The following is a 19,240-nucleotide window of genomic DNA, read 5'->3' as shown; positions in this document are numbered from 1 at the left end:
CCGCTGCAATCTGGCGGCTGGCCCTCGGGCACGGATCGGTAGTCCGGCCGGGGGAATCCCCCGGGACGACCCGCGATTTTACCGGAACGCCAGCGTCCCGGCATCCGCTTTTACCCGTGCGTGTGCTTTTCGTTTGCCGTGTTGGACGCCGAAAACGATACTTCGTTCCTTCAATGGCAAAGGCGTCACATACGCACCGGATCGGGCTGTGCTTATGCCGATTCCGCCGCATTGGCGGCGACCCGCGACACCGGCGTCGCGGTCAGCGTCCCGTCCGCGGGCAGCACACGCAACTCGCGCTGCGGGTAGGGAATCGAAATGCCGCTGGCCCGGAATGCCTTCCAGATCGCGCGGTTCATTTCCGATTGCACGCCGAGCTTGCCGTTCTGCGGATCGGCGATGAAGCCCGCCACCTCGTACTCGACGCCGCTGTCGGCGAACGCCACCAGGAAGGCCGATGGCGCCGGCTCCGCCAGCAGGCGTGGAATGCCTCGGACGGCCTCGGTCAGCAGCCCCAGCACCATCTCGGGATCGGCGTCGTAGTCGGCCTGCACCCGGGTCGCCACCCGCACATTGGTGTTCGAGAACGAATGGTTCTGCACCGACTGCGCGACCAGCTGCTCGTTCGGCACCAGGGTCTCGCCGTCGCCGTTGCGCACCACGGTGTAGCGGGTGCGGATCTGCGCCACGATGCCGGTGTACTTGTCGACCGTGATCTGGTCCCCGAGCTTGACCGAGCGGTCCAGCAGGATGATGAAGCCGGACACGTAGTTGCTGGCGATCTTCTGCAGGCCCAGGCCCAGGCCGACACCGAGCGCGCCGCCGAACACCGACAGCACCGTCAGGTCGATGCCGACCAGCGACAGGCTGAACAGCAGCGACACCAGCAGCAGCAGCGCCTTGGACAGCCGCGTCAGCACCACGCGCAGGCTGGTGTCGATCGTCGCCGAGCGCATCAGCCGCTCCTCCAGCCACGAACCGAACCACAGCGCGGCCAGCACCGTCAGCAGGATCCACACGCAGGCCATCAGCAGATCGGCCACGCTGATGCGCTGCTGCCCGAGCGCGAACTGGATCGAGTCGAGCCACTGCACCGCCTCGGACAGCATGCCCAGCACGTACAGCGCCATGCCGACCCAGACCAGCGTGGTCAGCACCTTCTCGACCAGTGTCAGCATGCCGTGCAGCTGGCCGTTGCCGGACAGCACGCGGCGCAGCACATAGAAGGCGAAATAGAGAAAGGTGATGCCGAACAGCGGCACCAGCGCCAGCCGCAGCATGCTGACCGGAATCAGCGGCGCCAGCGCGAAGCGCGCCGCCAGCACCAGCAGCCAGCCGAACAGCGGAAACATCGCGCGCTCGAGGCTCGCGGCGGCAAAGCGCAGCGCGAAGCTCGAACCCGCGTAGCGGGCCTCGAGCCGCCCGGCGACATGGCGCGCCAGCGGCCAGGCCAGCAGCACGCAGCCGGCCAGCACGGCCAATTGCCACAGGAAGCCGGGGTCGCCGGCGTCCTGCATCAGGTCGCCCAGCATCTTGCCGAACACGGCATGGGATTGCGACAGATCGGTCAGGGAGTTGGAGGCCATCGATCGACGAGTTCAACCAGTGAAGAAAGCAACGACAGTGAAGAACAAAAAATACCGGGCGGTGAGTGCCCGGTATCCGCGAAACGACAGGGGCCGGTGCCCCCCATGCTCATTGGCGCGAGCGCTCCAGCACCGCCGCGAAGAAGCCGTCGGTCTGGTGCAGATGGGGATAGAGCGCCAGCGTCTGCGCATCCTCGGGCAGGTCGGCGATCGCGATCTTTTGCTCGGCCAGCACCTGCGCCACCGGCACCAGCTGGAAGTCGGCATGGCGGCTCAGGAAGTCGCGCACGATCGCCTCGTTCTCGGCCTCCAGCACGCTGCAGGTGGCATAGACCACGCGGCCGCCCGGCTTGACCAGGCGCGCCGCCGATTCCAGGATGGCCGCCTGCTTGGCGGTCAGCTCCAGCACCGTCTGCGGGCTCTGGCGCCATTTGAGGTCCGGATTGCGCCGCAGCGTGCCCAGGCCGCTGCACGGCGCGTCGACCAGCACGCGGTCGATCTTGCCCGCCAGCCGCTTGACCTTGGCGTCCTGCTCCGAGTCGATCAGCACCGGATGGACGTTCGACAGGCCGCTGCGCGCCAGGCGCGGCTTCAGGTTGGCCAGGCGCTTGTCGGACACGTCGAAGGCGTAGAGCCGTCCGGTCGAGCGCATCAGCGCGCCGAGCGCCAGCGTCTTGCCGCCGGCACCCGCGCAGAAATCGACCACCATCTCGCCGCGCCGCGGCGCGACCAGGTGGCACAGCAGCTGGCTGCCCTCGTCCTGCACCTCGACCAGCCCGTTGACGAACAGCGGCAGCTGGTTCAGCGCCGGCTTGCCGGCCAGGCGGATGCCGGTCGGCGAGATCGGCGTCGGCTCGGCCGCGAGGCCGGCCTCTTCCAGCTCCGCCAGCACTGCCTCGCGCGAGGTCTTGATCAGGTTGGCGCGAAGATCCAGCGGCGCGGGCCGCAGCCAGGCATCGCCGAGCGCGGCGGTAAAGGCCTCGCCGTGCCGGGCGACCAGCTGCTCGTACAGCCATTCGGGCAGATTGGCGCGCACGCGCGGCGCCAGGCTGGCGCGCTCGATGGTCATCAGCCGGTCCAGCCACTGCGCCTCTTCCGGATACAGGAACGGCGTCAGCGCATCGCGGCCCAGCGTCGCCGCCAGGCCCAGCAGGGCCAGCCGGCGCGGCGCGGCGCCCGAGCCGGACTCGGCGAACTGGGCGAATTCCACGCGCCGGCGCAGCACCGCGAACACCGCCTCGGCGATGATGCCCCGCTCGCGGTGGCCCAGCTTGGGGTTCTCGCGGAAGTAGTAGCTGACCACGGCGTCGGCGGGCCGCGCGAACAGCATCACCTTGCCGAGCAGGCGGTCGATATGCTGGATATGCGTGGCGTGCAGGGCGCCGTGCGGACGCGCCTGGCCGTCGTTGGCGCTCTCGCGCGGCGAGGTGGCCTTGCGCAGCGGGCTCGTCTTGCGCTTGGTGCGCGGGGGACGGACGCGCGCCGCCGCGCGGTGCTTGGGCGGGACGGGTCATTGACGGGCTCCGGTGGTGTCGATGGGGGTGGCGGAGTCCGAGGGGGAGTCCAAGGGTGAGTCCAAAGTGGAAGTCGAGGTGGACGCGGCATCGTCCGACGAGGCCGCGAGCGCGATCAGCAATTGCGGTTCGGGCGGGTCGACATGGACCACGCTGTCCTTGACGCGTAGCCTGCCTTCGACGAACCAGCGCACCGCGCGGGGATAGATCTGGTGCTCGCAGGGCAGCAGCCGCCCCGCCAGCGTTTCGGGGGTGTCCTCGGGACCGACCTCGATCGCCGCCTGCAGCACGATGGGACCGTGGTCCAGCGCGGCGGTGACGAAATGCACGCTGGCGCCGTGCACCTTGACGCCGGCCTCCAGCGCCTGCTGGTGGGTATGCAGGCCGGGGAAGCTGGGCAGCAGCGACGGATGGATGTTCATCATGCGGCCGGCATAGTGCTCGACGAATTCCGGCGTCAGGATCCGCATGAAGCCGGCCAGCACCACCAGGTCGGGCACGTGGGCGTCGATCGCCTTGGCCAGCGCCTTGTCGAAGCTGGCCCGGTCGGGATAGTGGCGATGATCGACCACGCCGACCGGAATGCCTTGCGCGGCGGCGAACTTGAGGCCGGGCGCGTCGGGACGGTTGGACAGCACGGCGGCGATCCGTGCCGGCCAGGCCTGCTCGGCGCAGGCCCGGACGATCGCTTCCATGTTGGAACCGCGCCCCGAGATGAGGATGACGATGTTTTTCATCGCGCAATTCTACCAAGCGGCGCCCCGCCACAGCGCCGTGGACACCCGGCGGCGCAAACCGGGCGGCCGGCGCTTCCCCCGAATGCGGATTGTGACGCCCCGCCCGCTCTGCTAGAGTCGCCCTATCGCCCATCCGCCCGCTCGACGGGACGGGACCATACAACAAGGGCGAAGTTGTTTTAGACGGGAAATCGCATGTCGAATGTTGCACCGACCTTGCTGGTGGTCGACGACCACCCCATGGCGCTGTCCGGCACCACCCTGTTCCTGGCGCAGGTGATGCCCGATGTTGCAGTCCATGCCGCCGGGAGCGCCTCCGAGGCGCTGGACACCCTCCAACGCGGGCTGCGGCCCGATATCGTGCTGCTCGACATCTGGCTGAACGACGGCACCGGCTTCGATGCCATGCAGACGCTCAAGGCCATCGTGCCGGCCGCGCGCTTCATCTTCATGTCGGCCGAGGCCACGCCCGAGATCGTCGAGCGGGCCCGCGCGCTGTCCGCCTTCGGCTTCGTCGGCAAGCACCTGGACGCGGCCGCCTTTGCCGCGGTGGTGCGCCGCGTGCTGGCCGGCGACACCGCCTTTCCTTCCGACGAGGCGCTGAACGGCCAGCCGCGCGCCTTCGGCCCGACGCACAGTATTCCGGTCACGCCGGCCGAACTCGGCCTGACGCCGCGCCAGGGCTCGGTGCTGGCGCTGGTGCTGGAAGGCCTGCCGAACAAGGTGATCGCGCGCGAACTGGGCCTGACGGAAAACACCGTCAAGGAACACGTGTCGGCGATCCTGCAGCGGCTGGGCGTGCGTACGCGGATGCAGGTGATGTCGCGAATGGAGCGGTTCCGGCTGCGGCAGTAGACGCGGCTCGCCGGGCAGCACACGGCCAGCCGGCTCAGGCGAGTCAAAGCCTGTTGAAGCCCGTCAAAGTCCAGTTGCCAGCTCAATTTGGTTCAGGGCGGCGCGGGGCGGTTCAGGGCGGCTCGGGGCGGCCTGGGGCGGCTCAGGCAGCTCAGGCGGCCGCCAACGCCTTCATGCCGTCCGCAGCCAGCGCCGCAGCAGCATCCGCAACGCCCCCCGGGTCGACCGGCTTGGGCAGCACGAAATAACCCGCCTCCTCGGCCTCGGCCAGCGCGGCCGACTTCAGGTCGCCGGTCAGCAGCGCGCTGCGCGCCTGCGGCTGGGTCTGCTGCCACCGCTCGAGCAGCGCCAGCCCGTTCTCCGTTCCCGGCAACCGCAGGTCGCAGAAGATGATGTCGGGCCGCAGCCCGCCGGCGAACATCCGCTCGGCCTCGGCGCCATCGGCGGCGCACGACACCCGCACGCCCCAGGCCTCCATCAGCGCGATCCAGGCATTGCGCACGTGGCTGTCGTCGTCGACCACCAGCACCTCGCCGTGCAGCCGGTCCGGCATCGCGTGCTGGGCCACCGCGTCGCGGCGCATCGCGCGGATCGTGGCCACCGACTCGGCGGGCGCCGGATTGAGCGTGAACCAGAACATCGAGCCCTTGCCCGGCACCGAGCGTACGCCGTAGGTCCCGCGCATCAGCCGCACGCATTCCTTGAAGATCGCCAGCCCCAGACCGAGCCCGTGCGAGCGGTCGCGCTGCGGGTTGTGGACCTGGAAATACGGCCCGAAGATGTCCGGCAAGTGCTCGGCCGGGATGCCGGCGCCGGTGTCCCAGACCTCGATGCGCACCTGGCTGCCGCGCATGCGGGCCCCGACCAGCACCCGGCCCTGGCGCGTGTAGCGCAGCGCGTTCTGCACCAGATTGAACAGCGCCCGGCGCAGCAGCACCGGCTCGGCCATCGCGTGCAGCTCGCCGGCCACGCGCGGCGACAGCCGCAGCCCGGCCGCCTGCGCGTCGCCGGCGAACTGGTCGCAGACCTCGCGCACCAGCTGGCCGACATCGCAGGGCTCGAGCGTCGGCAAGACCTTGCGGCCTTCCAGCTTGGACAGGTCCAGCAGCGAGCGGAACAGCAGATCGATGGTCTGCGTGCCGGCCGCGACCTGCTCGACCAGCGGCCGCAGCGCCGGCGAATCGTTGCGCGCGCGCAGCGCCTCGACCAGCATCACCAGCGCATGCACCGGCTGGCGCAGGTCGTGGCTCGCCGCCGCCAGGAAGCGAGATTTCTCCTCGCTGGCATGCAGGGCGCGCTCCTTCTCCTGCTGGAACTGCCGCGCCAGCCGCCGGCTTTCGCCCTCGACCCGGATCGCCCGCACCAGCGAGCCGTGCACGTTCAGCGCGTGGCGCGCCAGCATCAACGCATAGATCAGCAGCAGCAGCCGGATATAGCCGCCGTGTCCGGGAAACGCGTAGTCGGCCAGCAACAGATTGGGCAGCAGGATCGGAATGCCGACATAGAGCAGGTTGACCGGGGCCGGCGCCTGCGAGCTTGCGCCGCCGGCCAGCGCGCCGAGCGTCAGCACCAGCAGCACGCCGGAAAACACCGGGGACGACGACACCAGGTGCAGCAGCGCCGCGCTGCCCCAGCTCAGGCCCACCAGCACCGCCACGCCGCGCATCGGGTCGCGCCACTTGCGGGTATGGGCCGAGCGGCTCAGGGTCGGGATATCGCGCAGGTAGCCCAGGTAGAACCAGGCGCAACCGGCCGCCTGCAGCAGCATCACCGCGCACCAGGCCAGCAGCGCGCCGCGGCTGGCTTCGTGCCAGAAGGCGGCGGCGGTCAGCCCGGGCAGCAGCAGCGCCGCCACGATGCCGCTGGGCATCACCCGGTGCACCGCGGCCAGCAGTTTGGCCTCGGTATCGGCGTCCAGCGGCGGCGCGGGCGGCGGAAGGATGCGCTTGAGCAGCGCGATCAGGTTGGCGGTCGGCACCGGGAAGCGGCGTGAGTGGCGGCAAGAATGTGGACGCGGCATATCATGCCGACTTTCGCCGCCGTCCGCCACCGGGCCCCGACTCCGCTCAGGCGTGCCCCCCGCCGCGGCCGCCCGGCGGACGCCGGGCGCTGTTGTGCCGCAAGGCGGGGGGAAAGCGCCCATTCCCTTTATAATCCTGCCTTTATCCAACCGATTGTCGCCGTCCTCGTGAAAGTCTTCCGCGGCCTGCCCAATGCCGAGAGCCGGGCACCCTGCGCACTGACCATCGGCAATTTCGATGGCGTGCACCGGGGCCACCAGTCCCTGCTCGCGCGCGCGCGCGCGGCCGCCGACGCGCGCGGGCTGCCGCTGTGCGTGATGACCTTCGAGCCGCACCCGCGCGAATTCTTCACGCCGGACCGCGCCCCCGACCCGCATCGCGCTGCTGCGCGACAAGCTCGAAAGCCTGCGCCGCAACGGCGTCGACCGCGTGGTGGTCGAGCACTTCAACGCACATTTCGCCGCCCAATCCCCCGGAAGCCTTCGTCGAGAACGTGCTGTGGCACGGGCTGCATGCGCGCTGGGTGCTGGTCGGAGACGACTTCCGCTTCGGCGCGAAGCGCGCCGGCGACTTCGCCTATCTGCAGCAGGCCGGCAAGCGCTACGGCTTCGATGTCGAGCAGATGGGCTCGGTCTCCGAGGGCGGCGTGCGGATCTCCAGCTCGGCGGTGCGCCAGGCGCTGGCCGACGGCGACCTGGACCATGCGCGCCGGCTGCTGGGCCATGGCTATGCGATCAGCGGCCACGTCGTGCATGGGCGCAAGCTGGGCCGCGACCTTGGCTTTCCGACGCTGAACCTGCGCATTCCGCACAAGCGCCCCGCCGTCAACGGCATCTTCGTGGTGCAGGTGCACGGCATCGCCGACACCCCGCTGCCGGGCGTGGCCAGCATCGGCGTGCGCCCGACCGTCGAGGACGCCGGACGGGTGCTGCTGGAAGTCCATCTGTTCGATTTCGACCGCAGCGTCTACGGCAAGCTGGTGCGGGTCGAGTTCATCAAGAAGCTGCGCGACGAAGCGCGTTTCGACTCGCTGGAAGCGCTGACCGCGGCGATCGCCAAGGACTGCGCCGACGCCCGTGCCTTCTTCGGCATGACCGAGCCCGACGCGCAGGCCGCGGCGGACGCTGCCGGCACCGCCGGCGCGCCCGCGGTGCGCACTACCTCGGCCACGGACCGAATTAGCTAGCGGCCGGCTTTCGCCGCGCATGCGCGCGCAGCCGGGTCACCGCCGACCCAGCCCCAATTTTCGCGCCGGCCCGCATCGCCCGGGCCGGGCGCTCACCGAATCGCCCTGAGAATCGTCATGTCCGACACCAAGCAAGCCAAGGCCGGCGCCAAGCCGGAGAACAAGAGCGCCGAGAAGAGTAAATACCCGGTAAACCTGCTCGACACCCCGTTTCCGATGCGGGGCGACCTGCCCAAGCGCGAACCGCTGTGGGTCAAGCAGTGGCAGGAAAAAAGATCTACCAGGCGATCCGCGCGGCGCGCCGCGGCGCGAAGAAGTTCGTGCTGCACGACGGCCCCCCGTATGCCAACGGCGACATCCACATCGGCCACGCCGTCAACAAGGTCCTGAAGGACATGATCATCAAGGCGCGCGGGCTGAGCGGGCTCGACGCCGTCTACGTGCCCGGCTGGGACTGCCACGGCATGCCGATCGAGATCCAGATCGAGAAGCAGTACGGCAAGGGCCTGCCGGTGCAGGAGGTCCAGGCCAAGGCGCGCGCCTACGCGACCGAGCAGATCGCGCGCCAGCGCAAGGACTTCGAACGGCTGGGCGTGCTGGGCGACTGGGACGATCCCTACCTGACGATGAACTTCAGCAACGAGGCCGACGAGATCCGGGCGCTCGGCAAGATCCTCGAGAAAGGCTACGTCTTCCGCGGCCTGAAGCCGGTCAACTGGTGCTTCGACTGCGGCTCGGCGCTGGCCGAGGCCGAAGTCGAGTACAAGGACAAGACCGACCTGTCGATCGACGTCGGCTTCCCGTTCGCCGAGACCGACAAGCTGGCGCGCGCCTTCCACGTGCCGCTGGAAACGCTGAGCGCGAAGCCCGGCTGGATCGTGATCTGGACCACCACGCCCTGGACGATCCCGTCGAACCAGGCGCTGAACCTGCATCCCGAAGTCGAATACGCGCTGGTCGACACGCCGCGCGGCTTCCTGATCCTGGCCACCGAGCGCGTCGAGGAACAGCTCAAGGTCTACGAGCTGGAAGGCAAGGTCGTGGCGACCTGCTCGGGCGCGGCGCTGACCGAGATCCGCTTCCACCATCCGCTGGCGAAGATGGACGCCGGCTACGACCGCCTGTCGCCGATCTACCTGGGCGACTACGTGACCACCGATACCGGCACCGGCATCGTCCACTCGGCGCCCGCCTACGGTATCGAGGACTTCCAGTCCTGCAAGGCGCACGGCATGCGCGACGAGGACATCCTGAGCCCGGTGATGGGCGACGGCGTCTATGCCAGCTGGCTGCCGCTGTTCGGCGGCCTGTCGATCTGGGACGCGAATCCGCGCATCGTCGAGACGCTGAAGGCCTCGGGCAACCTGTTCAACTCGCACCGCTACGAGCACAGCTACATGCACTGCTGGCGGCACAAGACGCCGATCATCTACCGCGCGACCTCGCAATGGTTCGCCGGCATGGATGTGGTGCCCGCCGACAACGGTCCGACGCTGCGCGAGACCGCGCTGGCCGGCATCGAGGCGACCGCCTTCTATCCGTCCTGGGGCAAGCAGCGCCTGCACAACATGATCGCCAACCGGCCGGACTGGACGCTGTCGCGCCAGCGCCAGTGGGGCGTGCCGATGGCGTTCTTCGTCCACAAGGAAACCGGCGCGCTGCATCCGCGCACGCCGCAGCTGCTCGAAGCCGTGGCCAAGCGCGTCGAGCAGCATGGCATCGAGGCCTGGCAGACGCTGGACGCCACCGCCTTCCTGACCGAGCTGGGCGAAGCCGACGCCGCGATGTACGAGAAGAACCGCGACACGCTGGACGTCTGGTTCGACTCGGGCACCACGCACTGGACCGTGATCCGCGGCTCGCATCGGGAAGACCTGTACGACGCGGCCGCCGATACGCCGGACGGCCGCCTGGCCGACCTCTACCTGGAAGGCTCGGACCAGCACCGCGGCTGGTTCCATTCGTCGCTGCTGACCGCCTCGATGCTGTACGGCAAGCCGCCCTACAAGGCGCTGCTGACGCACGGCTTCACCGTCGACGGCGAAGGCCGCAAGATGTCGAAGTCGGTCGGCAACACCGTGTCGCCGCAGGACATCGCCAACAAGATGGGCGCGGAGATCATCCGCCTGTGGGTGGCCTCGACCGACTACTCGGGCGAGCTGTCGATCTCCGACGAGATCCTGAAGCGCGTGGTCGAGGGCTACCGCCGCATCCGCAATACGCTGCGCTTCCTGCTGGCCAACCTGACCGACTACGACCACGCGCGCGACGCGCTGCCGCCGTCGGAATGGCTGGAGATCGACCGCTACGCCGTCGCGCTGACCGCGCAGCTGCAGAAGGAAGTGCTGTCGCACTACGACGTCTACGAGTTCCACCCGGTGGTGGCCAAGCTGCAGACCTTCTGCTCGGAGGACCTGGGCGGCTTCTACCTGGACGTGCTGAAGGACCGGCTCTATACCACCGCGCCGGACTCGAAGGCGCGCCGCGCCGCGCAGAACGCGCTGTTCCACATCACGCAGGCGATGCTGCACTGGATGGCGCCGTTCCTGTCGTTCACCGCCGAGGAGGCGTGGCAGGTGTTCGCCCACGGCACCGCGCATGCCGACACGATCTTCACCAGCACCTACTACACGGTGCCGGAGGTCGACCAGGCCGACGATCTGCTGCAGAAATGGCATGCGGTGCGCGCGGTGCGCGCCGAAGTGACCAAGCAGCTGGAAGCGGTCCGTGCCGAAGGCGGCATCGGCTCGTCGCTGCAGGCGGAAGTCTCGATCCAGGCCGGCGGTCCGGCGCTGGAGGCGCTCGCCAGCCTCGGCGACGACCTGCGCTTCGTGCTGCTGACCTCGGCCGCGACCGTGTCGCCGGCACCCGAGGCCGGCGACCTGCTGGTGACCGTGCATCCGTCCGGCCATGCCAAGTGCGAGCGCTGCTGGCACTATCGCGAGGACGTCGGCCATGACGCCGCGCATCCGACCCTGTGCGGCCGCTGCACCAGCAATCTGTTCGGCGCCGGCGAACCGAGGAGCCACGCCTGATGGCCGCGACCACCCGTACCGCCCGCGGCCGCGCCGCGAGCAACAAGAGCCGCAGCGGCACGCCGCTGCTGTGGCTGGCCTTCGCCGCGCTGGTCGTGGTGCTGGACCAGTTCTTCAAGATCGTGATCGTGCGCAGCTTCGACTATGGAGAATCGCGCCCGGTCACCGGCTTCTTCAACCTCGTGCTGGTCTACAACAAGGGCGCCGCGTTCAGCTTCCTGGCCGACGCCGGCGGCTGGCAGCGCTGGTTCTTCACCGGGCTGGGGCTGGCGGTCGGCGCCTTCATCGTCTGGCTGCTGTTCCGCCATGCCGGCCAGCGGCTGTTCAGCCTGGCGGTGTCGCTGGTGCTCGGCGGCGCGATCGGCAACGTGATCGACCGCATCGTCTACGGCCATGTGGTGGACTTTCTCGACTTCCATCTGCGCGGCTACCACTGGCCGGCGTTCAACGTCGCCGACTGCGCGATCACGGTCGGCGCGGTGCTGCTGATCGTCGACGAATTCCGGCGGGTGCGCCGGCACTGAGCCCGCGCCGGAGCGCGCCGTGCGATGAGCCGGCGCGTCCTTCGGCGCGCCGGTATCATCGACTCCCACCCCCCTCGCATCGAAGGCCCCTCCATGGATCTGCGCGGCAAACATCTCGTACTCGGGCTGACCGGCGGCATCGCCTGCTACAAGTCGGCCGAGCTGGTCCGGCTGCTGACCAAGGCCGGCGCCACCGTCCAGGTCGTGATGACCGAGGCGGCGACGCAGTTCATCACGCCGGTCACGATGCAGGCGCTGTCCGGGCGCCCCGTGTTCACCTCGCAATGGGACGGCCGGATCGCCAACAACATGGCGCATATCGACCTGTCGCGCGAGGCCGATGCGATCGTGATCGCGCCGGCCTCGACCGATTTCCCTCGCGCGGCTGGCCAACGGCCTGTGCGACGACCTGCTGTCGACACTGTGCATCGCGCGCGATTGCCCGCTGCTGGTCGCACCGGCGATGAACCGGCAGATGTGGATGGCGCCCGCGACCCAGCGCAATATCGCGCAGCTGCGCGCCGACGGCGTCGCCGTGCTCGGCCCGGGCAGCGGCGACCAGGCCTGCGGCGAGGTCGGCGACGGCCGCATGCTGGAGCCCGAGGAACTGCTCGACGATATCGTGGCCCACTTCCAGCCCAAGGTGCTGGCGGGCCGCCGGATGCTGATCACCGCCGGGCCGACCTTCGAGGCCATCGATCCGGTGCGCGGCATCACCAACCGCTCGTCCGGCAAGATGGGCTTCGCGCTGGCGCGCGCGGCGCGGGAGGCCGGCGCCGACGTGCTGGTGGTGGCGGGCCCGACCGGGCTGCCGACCCCCGCGCGGCGTCGCCCGCATCGACGTACAGAGCGCGCAGCAGATGCACGACGCGGTGCTGTCGCAGTTGCGCGGCACCGACGTCTTCGTCGCGGTGGCCGCGGTGGCCGACTGGCGCCCGGCCGAGGTGGCCGAGCAGAAGCTGAAGAAGGCCAACGACACCGACACGCCGACGCTGCGCTTCGTGCAGAACCCGGACATCCTGGCCACCGTGGCGGCCCGGCCGGACGCGCCCTATTGCGTGGGCTTTGCCGCCGAAAGCGAGAACCTGGAGCAGTACGGCGAGCAGAAGCGCCGCCGCAAGGGCGTGCCGCTGCTGGTCGGCAATATCGGCCACCATACCTTCGGCCTGGACGAGAACGAGATCGTGCTGTTCGACGAGCGCGGCGCGACGCGCCTGCCGCGGGCCGACAAGCTGGCGCTGGCGCGGCAGCTGGTGGCGGCGATCGCCGAACGGCTGCCGGTGCCGCGGCCCTGAGGGACGCCGTGTAGATCGCCGGCCGCCCCGCTTTTCATCCCTCTCCCGCAGAGGCGGAGACGGAGAACACGGTTTCCGCTCGAGCCCCTATTCCCGTATTCCCGTATTCCCGTATTCCCGTATTCCCGATTCGCACATTCCCATGACCGCTTCCCCGAACCCGACCGTCGAAATCAAGATCCTGGACTCGCGCCTGCACGAGTGGGGCCTGCCGAGCTACCAGAGCGACATGGCCGCCGCGATCGACCTGCACGCCTGCCTGGACGCGCCGCTGACGATCGAGCCCGGCACGCCCGCGCAGCTGGTGCCGGCCGGCATCGCGGTGCATATGGGCAACCCGTATATGGCCGCGACCATCGCGCCGCGTTCGGGCCTGGGACACAAGAAGGGCCTGGTGCTGGGCAACTCGATCGGCGTGATCGACGCCGACTACCAGGGCCCGATCATGGTCAGCGTCTGGAACCGCAACGCGCCGGACACCGAGCCGATCGTGATCCAGCCGGGCGAGCGCATCGCGCAGATGATGTTCGTGCCGGTGCTGCGCCCGGTCTTTACGACGGTGGAAGCGTTCTCGAGCGAATCGGCGCGCGGCGCCGGCGGCTTCGGCTCGACGGGCGTGCATCACGGCGGCGCGGCGGCCTGACGGTCGCCGACGCCGTCACCAAGGCGGTCACTGGCGCGGTCGCCAACGCAGTCACCAACGCCATCACCAAGGCAGTCGCCGCCGCTCCTGCGCAGTCACCGGCCCGGTGACCGGGCCTCAGCGCTGCTCGAACAGCAGCGCGACGCCCGCGGCCGCATGGGCCGGAATCAGCGTCTCGGTCGCGCTCAGATCGAGGCTGGGCACACCGGCCTCGCGCCAAAGCGCGCGCGCCTCGTCCAGCGACGCGGTGCGCAGGCGGATCGCGGCATAGCCCGGCACCGCCTGGCGGATATGGCCGGTGCCGGTCGCCGCGGCAAGGGCCTGCGGGGTCGACAGCACCAGCGTCGCCTCGCCGACGGCCAGGCTGCAGACGTGTTCGCTCAGCTGGGTCAGCTCGGCGCCCATCAATTCGGCATAGGCCCGCGCGGCGGCATCGACCAGCGACGGCGCGACCACCAGGAACATCGTCCCGATCGCCTGCGCGCCATTGGCGTGCGTCATCCATTCGGGCCGCCACAGCAGCTCGGGGGTGCGGTGCTCGCACAGGAAGAAGCGCGCGCCGGGCGCGTCGTCCATCGCGGTCACGCGGAAGGTGGCCGGGTGCTCGGACCCATCGTCCAGGCGCACCGGCCGCGAGAATTCGACCGGCTCGGCGGTATGCCAGCCGCCGCCGCGCAGGGCCGCGGCATCCGCCACCGCATCGTCGCTGCGGCACGACAGCGCGGCGCAGCCCCCGCCGTGCTGCTGGCTGTGCCAGTAGTACTGCAGTGCCTCGCTGGGGCCGTCGACATGCATCAGCTCGAGATAGTCGCGAGCCAGCATCACGCAATGGTTCTGCGAGCCCAGCGTATGGAAGCCCCGCGGCGTCAGCGTGAAGCCGAGCCGCTGCCAGGTCTGCGCGGCGGCATCCAGGTCGGGGCAGATCACGACGGCATGGTCGAACTGGCGCTGCGCTGCGATGGTCGCTGTCATTGCCGCTGTCCTTGCGTCACGGTGGGACGATTGCCCGGATCGATCGGGGATCGATCCCGGGGCGATTATTCGAACTGAAGATTGGCATGGCGGGCAACCGCCTGCCACCTGTCGTGCTCGCGCCGGACCAGCTGGCCCAGCGCTTCGGGTGTACCGGCCACGGGTTCGAGGCCATGCGCGGCCAGCGCCGAGGCGACCCGCGGCGCGCGAATCGCGTTCGACAAGGCGCCATGCAGGCGACCGACCACGGCCGCCGGCAGTCCGGCCGGGCCGAACACGCCGATCCAGCCATAGGCCTCGAAGCCCGCCAGGCCCTGCTCCGCGACCGTCGGCACCTGCGGCAGCTGTGCCAGCCGGCGCTCTCCGGTCACGGCCAGCGCCTTCAGCGTGCGCGTCTGCAGGTGGGCCTGCACGGCCGCGTAGCTTGCCAGCACCAGGTCCGCCTGGTCCGACAGCACGGCCTGCACCGCCGGCCCCGTGCCCTTGAATGCGATGTGCCGCCACGACGCCCCCCCCTCGCTCGCCAGCGCCTGCGCGGCCAGCTGATTCAGGCTGCCGGGGCCGGGGGGATGCGACGCGGATCGCTTCGTCCCGCTGCCGGGCCAGGCCGATCAGCGCACGAATATTGTCGACGGGCAGCGAAGGATGGACGGCGACCACCAGCGGATGGCGCGCCAGCTGCGAGATCGGCGTGAAGTCCCGGAAGGTGTCGTACGGCAACTGCTTGTAGGCGATCGGCTGCAGGGCGAGGCTGTCGAAGGCCATCAGCAGCGTCTGCCCATCGGGCCGGGCCCGCGCCACCGCGGCAGCGGCCTGCAGGCCCGCGGCGCCGGGACGGTGATCGACCACCACCGGTTGGCCGAGCGCCTGCTTCAGGCCTGGCTGCAGTTGGCGCGCCACCACGTCGCCGCTGCCGCCCGGCGGGATCGGCAGCACCATCGCCACGTGGCCGCCGTACGTGCTCGCGGACTCGCCCGGCAAAGCGTGGGCGATCAACGGAATCGGGGACGTCGCGGCCAGCGGCAGCGACTTCAGCATCAGACGACGCAGGCGAAACATCGGTGGCTCGTTCAGCTTGCCGGCAGGCATCGGCGCCGCGCCAGGCGGCGGCCCGCACCGTGCGCGGCCAAATGAATAGGGGCGGCATCGCTGCCGCCCCGTACTATTTTGCCGAAGGATAGCATGGAACGCGGGTGACGGGCCTGTCCGGCCCGCCACCCGCTTCCTTTCCTGCGATCAGGCCTCCGCGCGTTGCTCGCTCTCCGGCGCCTCCGGCGGCTCGGTATCGATCTCGGCGAACTCCAGCTTGATCTGGTCCTTCTCGTCCAGGTCGACCACGACCTTGCCGCCCGACGCCAGCTGCCCGAACAGCAGTTCGTCGGCCAGCGCCTTGCGGATCATGTCCTGGATCAGCCGTTGCATCGGACGCGCGCCCATCAGTGGATCGAAGCCCTTGCGCGCCAGGAACTTGCGCAGCTTCTCGGTGAAGCTGGCCTCGACCTTTTTCTCGTGCAGTTGCTCTTCCAGCTGCATCAGGAACTTGTCGACCACGCGCAGGATGATTTCCTCGTCCAGCGAGCGGAAGCTGATGATCGCGTCGAGCCGGTTGCGGAACTCGGGCGTGAACATCCGCTTGATGTCCGCCATCTCGTCGCCCTGCTCGCGCGACGACGTGAAGCCGATCGTCGCCCGGTTCATGGTCTCGGCGCCGGCGTTGGTCGTCATGATGATGATCACGTTGCGGAAGTCCGCGCGCCGGCCGTTGTTGTCGGTCAGCGCACCGTGGTCCATCACCTGCAGCAGGATGTTGAAGATATCCGGATGCGCCTTTTCGATCTCGTCCAGCAGCAGCACACAGTGCGGCTTCTTCGTCACCGCCTCGGTCAGCAGGCCGCCCTGGTCGAAGCCTACGTAGCCCGGAGGCGCGCCGATCAGGCGGCTGACCGCGTGGCGCTCCATGTACTCGGACATGTCGAAGCGGATCAGCTCGATGCCCATGATGAAGGCCAGCTGCTTCGCCACTTCGGTCTTGCCCACGCCGGTCGGGCCGGAGAACAGGAAGGAGCCGATCGGCTTGTCGGTCTTGCCCAGGCCGGCGCGCGACATCTTGATCGCCGAGGCTAGCGCCTCGATCGCCGGGTCCTGACCGAACACCACCGACTTCAGATCGCGGTCCAGCGTCTGCAGCTTGCTGCGGTCGTCCTGATTGACGCTCTGCGGCGGGATGCGGGCGATGCGCGAGACGATGTCCTCGATCTCGCCCTTGCCGATGGTCTTCTTCTGCTTGGACTTCGGCAGGATTCGCTGCGCCGCGCCGGCCTCATCGATCACATCGATCGCCTTGTCGGGCAGATGACGGTCGGTGATGAAGCGCGCCGACAGCTCGGCCGCCGCGGTCAGCGCCGCCGAGGCGTACTTGACGCCGTGGTGTTCCTCGAAGCGCGACTTCAGGCCGCGCAGGATCTGCACGGTCTGGTCGACCGAGGGCTCGACCACGTCGATCTTCTGGAAGCGGCGCGAAAGCGCCGCATCTTTCTCGAAGATGCCGCGATATTCGGTGAACGTCGTGGCGCCGATGCACTTGAGCTGGCCCGACGACAGCGCCGGCTTCAGCAGGTTGCTGGCGTCCAGCGTGCCGCCCGACGCGGCGCCCGCGCCGATCAGCGTGTGGATCTCGTCGATGAACAGGATCGCGTTGGGGTTGTCCTTCAGCGATTTCAGCACGCCCTTGAGGCGTTGCTCGAAGTCGCCGCGGTACTTGGTACCGGCCAGCAGCGCGCCCATGTCCAGCGAGTAGACGACCGCCTTCTCGAGGATGTCGGGCACCTCGTTCTTGGTGATCCGCCAGGCCAGGCCCTCGGCGATCGCGGTCTTGCCGACGCCGGCCTCGCCGACCAGCAGCGGATTGTTCTTGCGCCGGCGGCACAGGACCTGCACCACGCGCTCGACTTCGCTCTCGCGGCCGATCAGCGGATCGATCTTGCCGGCCTTGGCCAGCGCGTTCATGTTCTGGGTGTACTGCTCCAGCGGGCTTTCCTTGCCGTCGCCGCCTTCGCCCTCGGCCGTGCCATCGCCATGCTTGGCGGGCTCGGACTGATCCTTGCGGATGCCGTGGCTGATGAAGTTGACGACGTCCAGGCGCGTCACGCCCTGCTGCTGCAGGTAGTACACCGCGTGCGAATCCTTCTCGCCGAAGATGGCCACCAGCACGTTGGCGCCGGTGACTTCCTTCTTGCCGTTGGAGGTCGACTGGACATGCATGATCGCGCGCTGAATCACGCGCTGAAAGCCGAGCGTCGGCTGCGTGTCCACCTCGTCGGTACCAGGCACGACGGGGGTGTTGTCGACGATGAAATTCTTCAGGCTGGTGCGCAGGTCCTCGATATTGGCCGCGCAGGCGCGCAGAACTTCCGCTGCGGTCGGGTTGTCCAGCAACGCCAACAGCAGGTGCTCCACGGTGATGAATTCGTGGCGTGCCTGCCTGGCCTCGACGAAGGCCATATGCAGGCTGACTTCCAGTTCTTGCGCAATCATGCTTCCTCCATCACGCACTGCAGTGGATGCCCTGCCTGCCGCGCGTGCGTTGACACCAGCTCGACCTTCGTCGCGGCGATATCCCTGGTATAGATACCGCAGACTCCCTTGCCTTCCCGATGGACGGTCAGCATGATTTGCGTCGCCGTTTCTCGGTCCCTGCTGAAATACTGTTGCAGGATCATGACGACAAATTCCATCGGAGTGTAGTCGTCGTTCAGCAGGACGACCTTGTACATGGCCGGCGGTTTGAGCGCCTGCTCTTTCCGCTCCAGTACGGTGCCTGCATCGCGTTGTGGGACATTCGCCAGCCGTGTAGCCATGGCTTTATTCTAACCCCTCCGCTCAAGTCTGCAATTTGGGCAAAAGCTGTCGGTTTCAAGGGCCAGCTACCATTTCCGGACCATTCCTCGACCCTCGAACCGCGCCGCCCGGCGCAGCGGGCAACGGCATGCCCGCTGGCGTGCCAATACCCTGCGCGAGCCGTCACAGTAGCACGGTTGCCGGCCGTCCCATTCCTGCCACATTGGCGTCAGGGTCGGGAATGTGCCGGGTTGACAGTCTGATTGTTTGCCAGAAGAATCGTTCGGACATTCAGGTCCGGTCCCGCGAGCCAAAGCAACAGACCGGACCTCGAGTGCTCCGTGAGCAGGGAGGCCTACGGAGCTGGCAGCGGCGCCTCGATCGAGGCGCTGCAGTGTTTGGTGCAACCCGCGCGTTGCGCCAGCCGCTGGCCTGAGTGCCCCCCTGTTTGATATCTGTTTTTTCGTTGGGGGAGTTTATGGCAAGCGGTACGGTCAAATGGTTCAATGATGCCAAGGGCTTCGGGTTTATCACCCCGGACGACGGTAACGAAGAACTGTTTGCGCACTTTTCGGCTATCCAGATGAATGGCTTCAAGACCCTGAAAGAGGGCCAGCGCGTTTCGTTCGAAATCGTGCAAGGTCCGAAGGGCAAGCAAGCCACGAACATCCAGAGCGCCGCCTGAGCGCGACATCGCGACCGCACCGGCCGACAGAGCGCGCGGCGGTCGCTACAGGCTTCGGCGGCGGACGTCCGGCGGGGGCAATCGGCTCATCGATTGCCGAGGCGCAGGTCGTTGAATCCTGGGGAAAAGGCCCGGCAATGCCGGGCCTTTTCCATTCCCCATTCCCCATTCCCGCGGCCACTCACATCGGCCACCCATGTCGGCCATCTGCATCGACTACCCGCATCTACCACCTGCAGCCGCCGCCCGCATCGCCACGCTTCAAATCTGGCTTCAAAAAAACAAACCCCCGCTACCTGACGGCAACGGGGGTTCGCGCCAACGCCGTGCGCCGCGGAGCCGAGAGGCAG

At 68.6% G+C, this 19,240-nt stretch carries 10 protein-coding genes and 6 pseudogenes; 8 read left to right on the top strand and 8 right to left on the bottom strand.

The window, feature by feature from the left end:
• Positions 1-212 precede the first annotated feature (212 nt).
• The 3 genes from OJJOAM_RS12475 to purN all read right to left on the bottom strand — a co-directional run bounded on the left by OJJOAM_RS12475 (position 213) and on the right by purN (position 3,837).
• Positions 213-1,586 (bottom strand): mechanosensitive ion channel family protein, encoded by a 1,374-nt coding sequence (locus OJJOAM_RS12475; protein ID WP_422648116.1) that lies wholly within the window; start codon positions 1,584-1,586, stop codon positions 213-215.
• Positions 1,587-1,695: 109 nt separating this feature from the next.
• A complete protein-coding gene (locus OJJOAM_RS12470; RefSeq protein WP_422649582.1) occupies positions 1,696-2,916 on the bottom strand; it encodes an RsmB/NOP family class I SAM-dependent RNA methyltransferase in 1,221 nt (406 codons plus the stop codon).
• Positions 2,917-3,096: 180 nt separating this feature from the next.
• Positions 3,097-3,837 carry a phosphoribosylglycinamide formyltransferase gene (gene purN / locus OJJOAM_RS12465; protein WP_422648115.1) on the bottom strand — a complete coding sequence of 247 codons (741 nt, stop codon included), beginning with the start codon at positions 3,835-3,837 and terminating at the stop codon, positions 3,097-3,099.
• Between the two features lie 195 nt (positions 3,838-4,032).
• Between purN and OJJOAM_RS12460 the strand changes: the two genes are divergently transcribed.
• Entirely contained in the window at positions 4,033-4,692 is a 660-nt protein-coding gene (locus tag OJJOAM_RS12460; protein ID WP_422648114.1) for a response regulator, read from the top strand.
• A gap of 171 nt (positions 4,693-4,863) precedes the next feature.
• Here the strand turns inward: OJJOAM_RS12460 and OJJOAM_RS12455 are convergent.
• Positions 4,864-6,712: pseudogene (locus OJJOAM_RS12455) on the bottom strand (hybrid sensor histidine kinase/response regulator).
• Between the two features lie 168 nt (positions 6,713-6,880).
• On the opposite strand from OJJOAM_RS12455, the pseudogene OJJOAM_RS12450 reads away from it, so the two are divergent.
• The 6 genes and pseudogenes from OJJOAM_RS12450 (at position 6,881) to dut (ending at position 13,396) form a co-directional block, all read left to right on the top strand.
• Positions 6,881-7,899 (top strand): annotated as a pseudogene (locus OJJOAM_RS12450) (bifunctional riboflavin kinase/FAD synthetase).
• A 117-nt stretch (positions 7,900-8,016) separates the two neighbouring features.
• Positions 8,017-10,934 (top strand): annotated as a pseudogene (ileS, locus tag OJJOAM_RS12445) (isoleucine--tRNA ligase).
• On the top strand, positions 10,934-11,458 hold the full coding sequence (lspA, locus tag OJJOAM_RS12440) for a signal peptidase II (protein WP_006578057.1): 525 nt from the start codon (positions 10,934-10,936) through the stop codon (positions 11,456-11,458). The pseudogene ileS and the gene lspA overlap by 1 nt, the downstream one beginning before the upstream one ends.
• A 24-nt stretch (positions 11,459-11,482) precedes the next feature.
• Positions 11,483-11,767 (top strand): annotated as a pseudogene (locus OJJOAM_RS12435) (flavoprotein); the annotation flags it as partial.
• A gap of 61 nt (positions 11,768-11,828) precedes the next feature.
• Positions 11,829-12,753 (top strand): annotated as a pseudogene (gene coaBC, locus OJJOAM_RS12430) (bifunctional phosphopantothenoylcysteine decarboxylase/phosphopantothenate--cysteine ligase CoaBC).
• 142 nt (positions 12,754-12,895) lie between these two features.
• Complete coding sequence (gene dut, locus OJJOAM_RS12425) at positions 12,896-13,396, top strand: dUTP diphosphatase (protein WP_422648113.1); 501 nt, start codon at positions 12,896-12,898, stop codon at positions 13,394-13,396.
• A 117-nt stretch (positions 13,397-13,513) separates the two neighbouring features.
• On the opposite strand, the gene OJJOAM_RS12420 is transcribed toward dut, so the two are convergent.
• The 4 genes and pseudogenes from OJJOAM_RS12420 to clpS form a co-directional block, all read right to left on the bottom strand.
• The gene (locus tag OJJOAM_RS12420; RefSeq protein WP_422648112.1) at positions 13,514-14,368 is read right to left on the bottom strand and encodes a VOC family protein; all 855 of its coding nucleotides are present in this window, start codon (positions 14,366-14,368) and stop codon (positions 13,514-13,516) included.
• Between the two features lie 65 nt (positions 14,369-14,433).
• Positions 14,434-15,457, bottom strand: a pseudogene (locus tag OJJOAM_RS12415) (tripartite tricarboxylate transporter substrate-binding protein).
• Positions 15,458-15,604: 147 nt separating this feature from the next.
• On the bottom strand, positions 15,605-17,902 hold the full coding sequence (clpA, locus tag OJJOAM_RS12410) for an ATP-dependent Clp protease ATP-binding subunit ClpA (protein ID WP_422648111.1): 2,298 nt from the start codon (positions 17,900-17,902) through the stop codon (positions 15,605-15,607).
• The gene (clpS, locus tag OJJOAM_RS12405; protein ID WP_006578051.1) at positions 17,899-18,225 is read right to left on the bottom strand and encodes an ATP-dependent Clp protease adapter ClpS; all 327 of its coding nucleotides are present in this window, start codon (positions 18,223-18,225) and stop codon (positions 17,899-17,901) included. Before clpS ends, clpA begins: the two co-directional genes overlap by 4 nt.
• 458 nt (positions 18,226-18,683) lie before the next feature.
• Here clpS and OJJOAM_RS12400 point away from each other — a divergent pair, with 458 nt between their 5' ends.
• A complete protein-coding gene (locus tag OJJOAM_RS12400) occupies positions 18,684-18,890 on the top strand; it encodes a cold-shock protein (protein ID WP_006578050.1) in 207 nt (68 codons plus the stop codon).
• Positions 18,891-19,240 lie beyond the last annotated feature (350 nt).

The sequence above is a fragment of the Cupriavidus sp. H18C1 genome, assembly GCF_049311595.1.
Taxonomy (GTDB): Bacteria; Pseudomonadota; Gammaproteobacteria; order Burkholderiales; family Burkholderiaceae; genus Cupriavidus; species Cupriavidus cauae.
Note: the sequence above shows the minus strand (reverse complement) of the source record. Positions and strands in the feature narration are given on the sequence as shown.

What these genes read in the sequence shown, in the direction of transcription:
- OJJOAM_RS12475 (WP_422648116.1), bottom strand. Translation starts at nt 1,586, where the DNA reads ATGGCCTCCAACTCCCTGACCGATCTGTCGCAATCCCATGCCGTGTTC.
- OJJOAM_RS12470 (WP_422649582.1), bottom strand. Translation starts at nt 2,916, where the DNA reads ATGCTGTTCGCGCGGCCCGCCGACGCCGTGGTCAGCTACTACTTCCGC.
- purN (WP_422648115.1), bottom strand. Translation starts at nt 3,837, where the DNA reads ATGAAAAACATCGTCATCCTCATCTCGGGGCGCGGTTCCAACATGGAA.
- OJJOAM_RS12460 (WP_422648114.1), top strand. Translation starts at nt 4,033, where the DNA reads ATGTCGAATGTTGCACCGACCTTGCTGGTGGTCGACGACCACCCCATG.
- lspA (WP_006578057.1), top strand. Translation starts at nt 10,934, where the DNA reads ATGGCCGCGACCACCCGTACCGCCCGCGGCCGCGCCGCGAGCAACAAG.
- dut (WP_422648113.1), top strand. Translation starts at nt 12,896, where the DNA reads ATGACCGCTTCCCCGAACCCGACCGTCGAAATCAAGATCCTGGACTCG.
- OJJOAM_RS12420 (WP_422648112.1), bottom strand. Translation starts at nt 14,368, where the DNA reads ATGACAGCGACCATCGCAGCGCAGCGCCAGTTCGACCATGCCGTCGTG.
- clpA (WP_422648111.1), bottom strand. Translation starts at nt 17,902, where the DNA reads ATGATTGCGCAAGAACTGGAAGTCAGCCTGCATATGGCCTTCGTCGAG.
- clpS (WP_006578051.1), bottom strand. Translation starts at nt 18,225, where the DNA reads ATGGCTACACGGCTGGCGAATGTCCCACAACGCGATGCAGGCACCGTA.
- OJJOAM_RS12400 (WP_006578050.1), top strand. Translation starts at nt 18,684, where the DNA reads ATGGCAAGCGGTACGGTCAAATGGTTCAATGATGCCAAGGGCTTCGGG.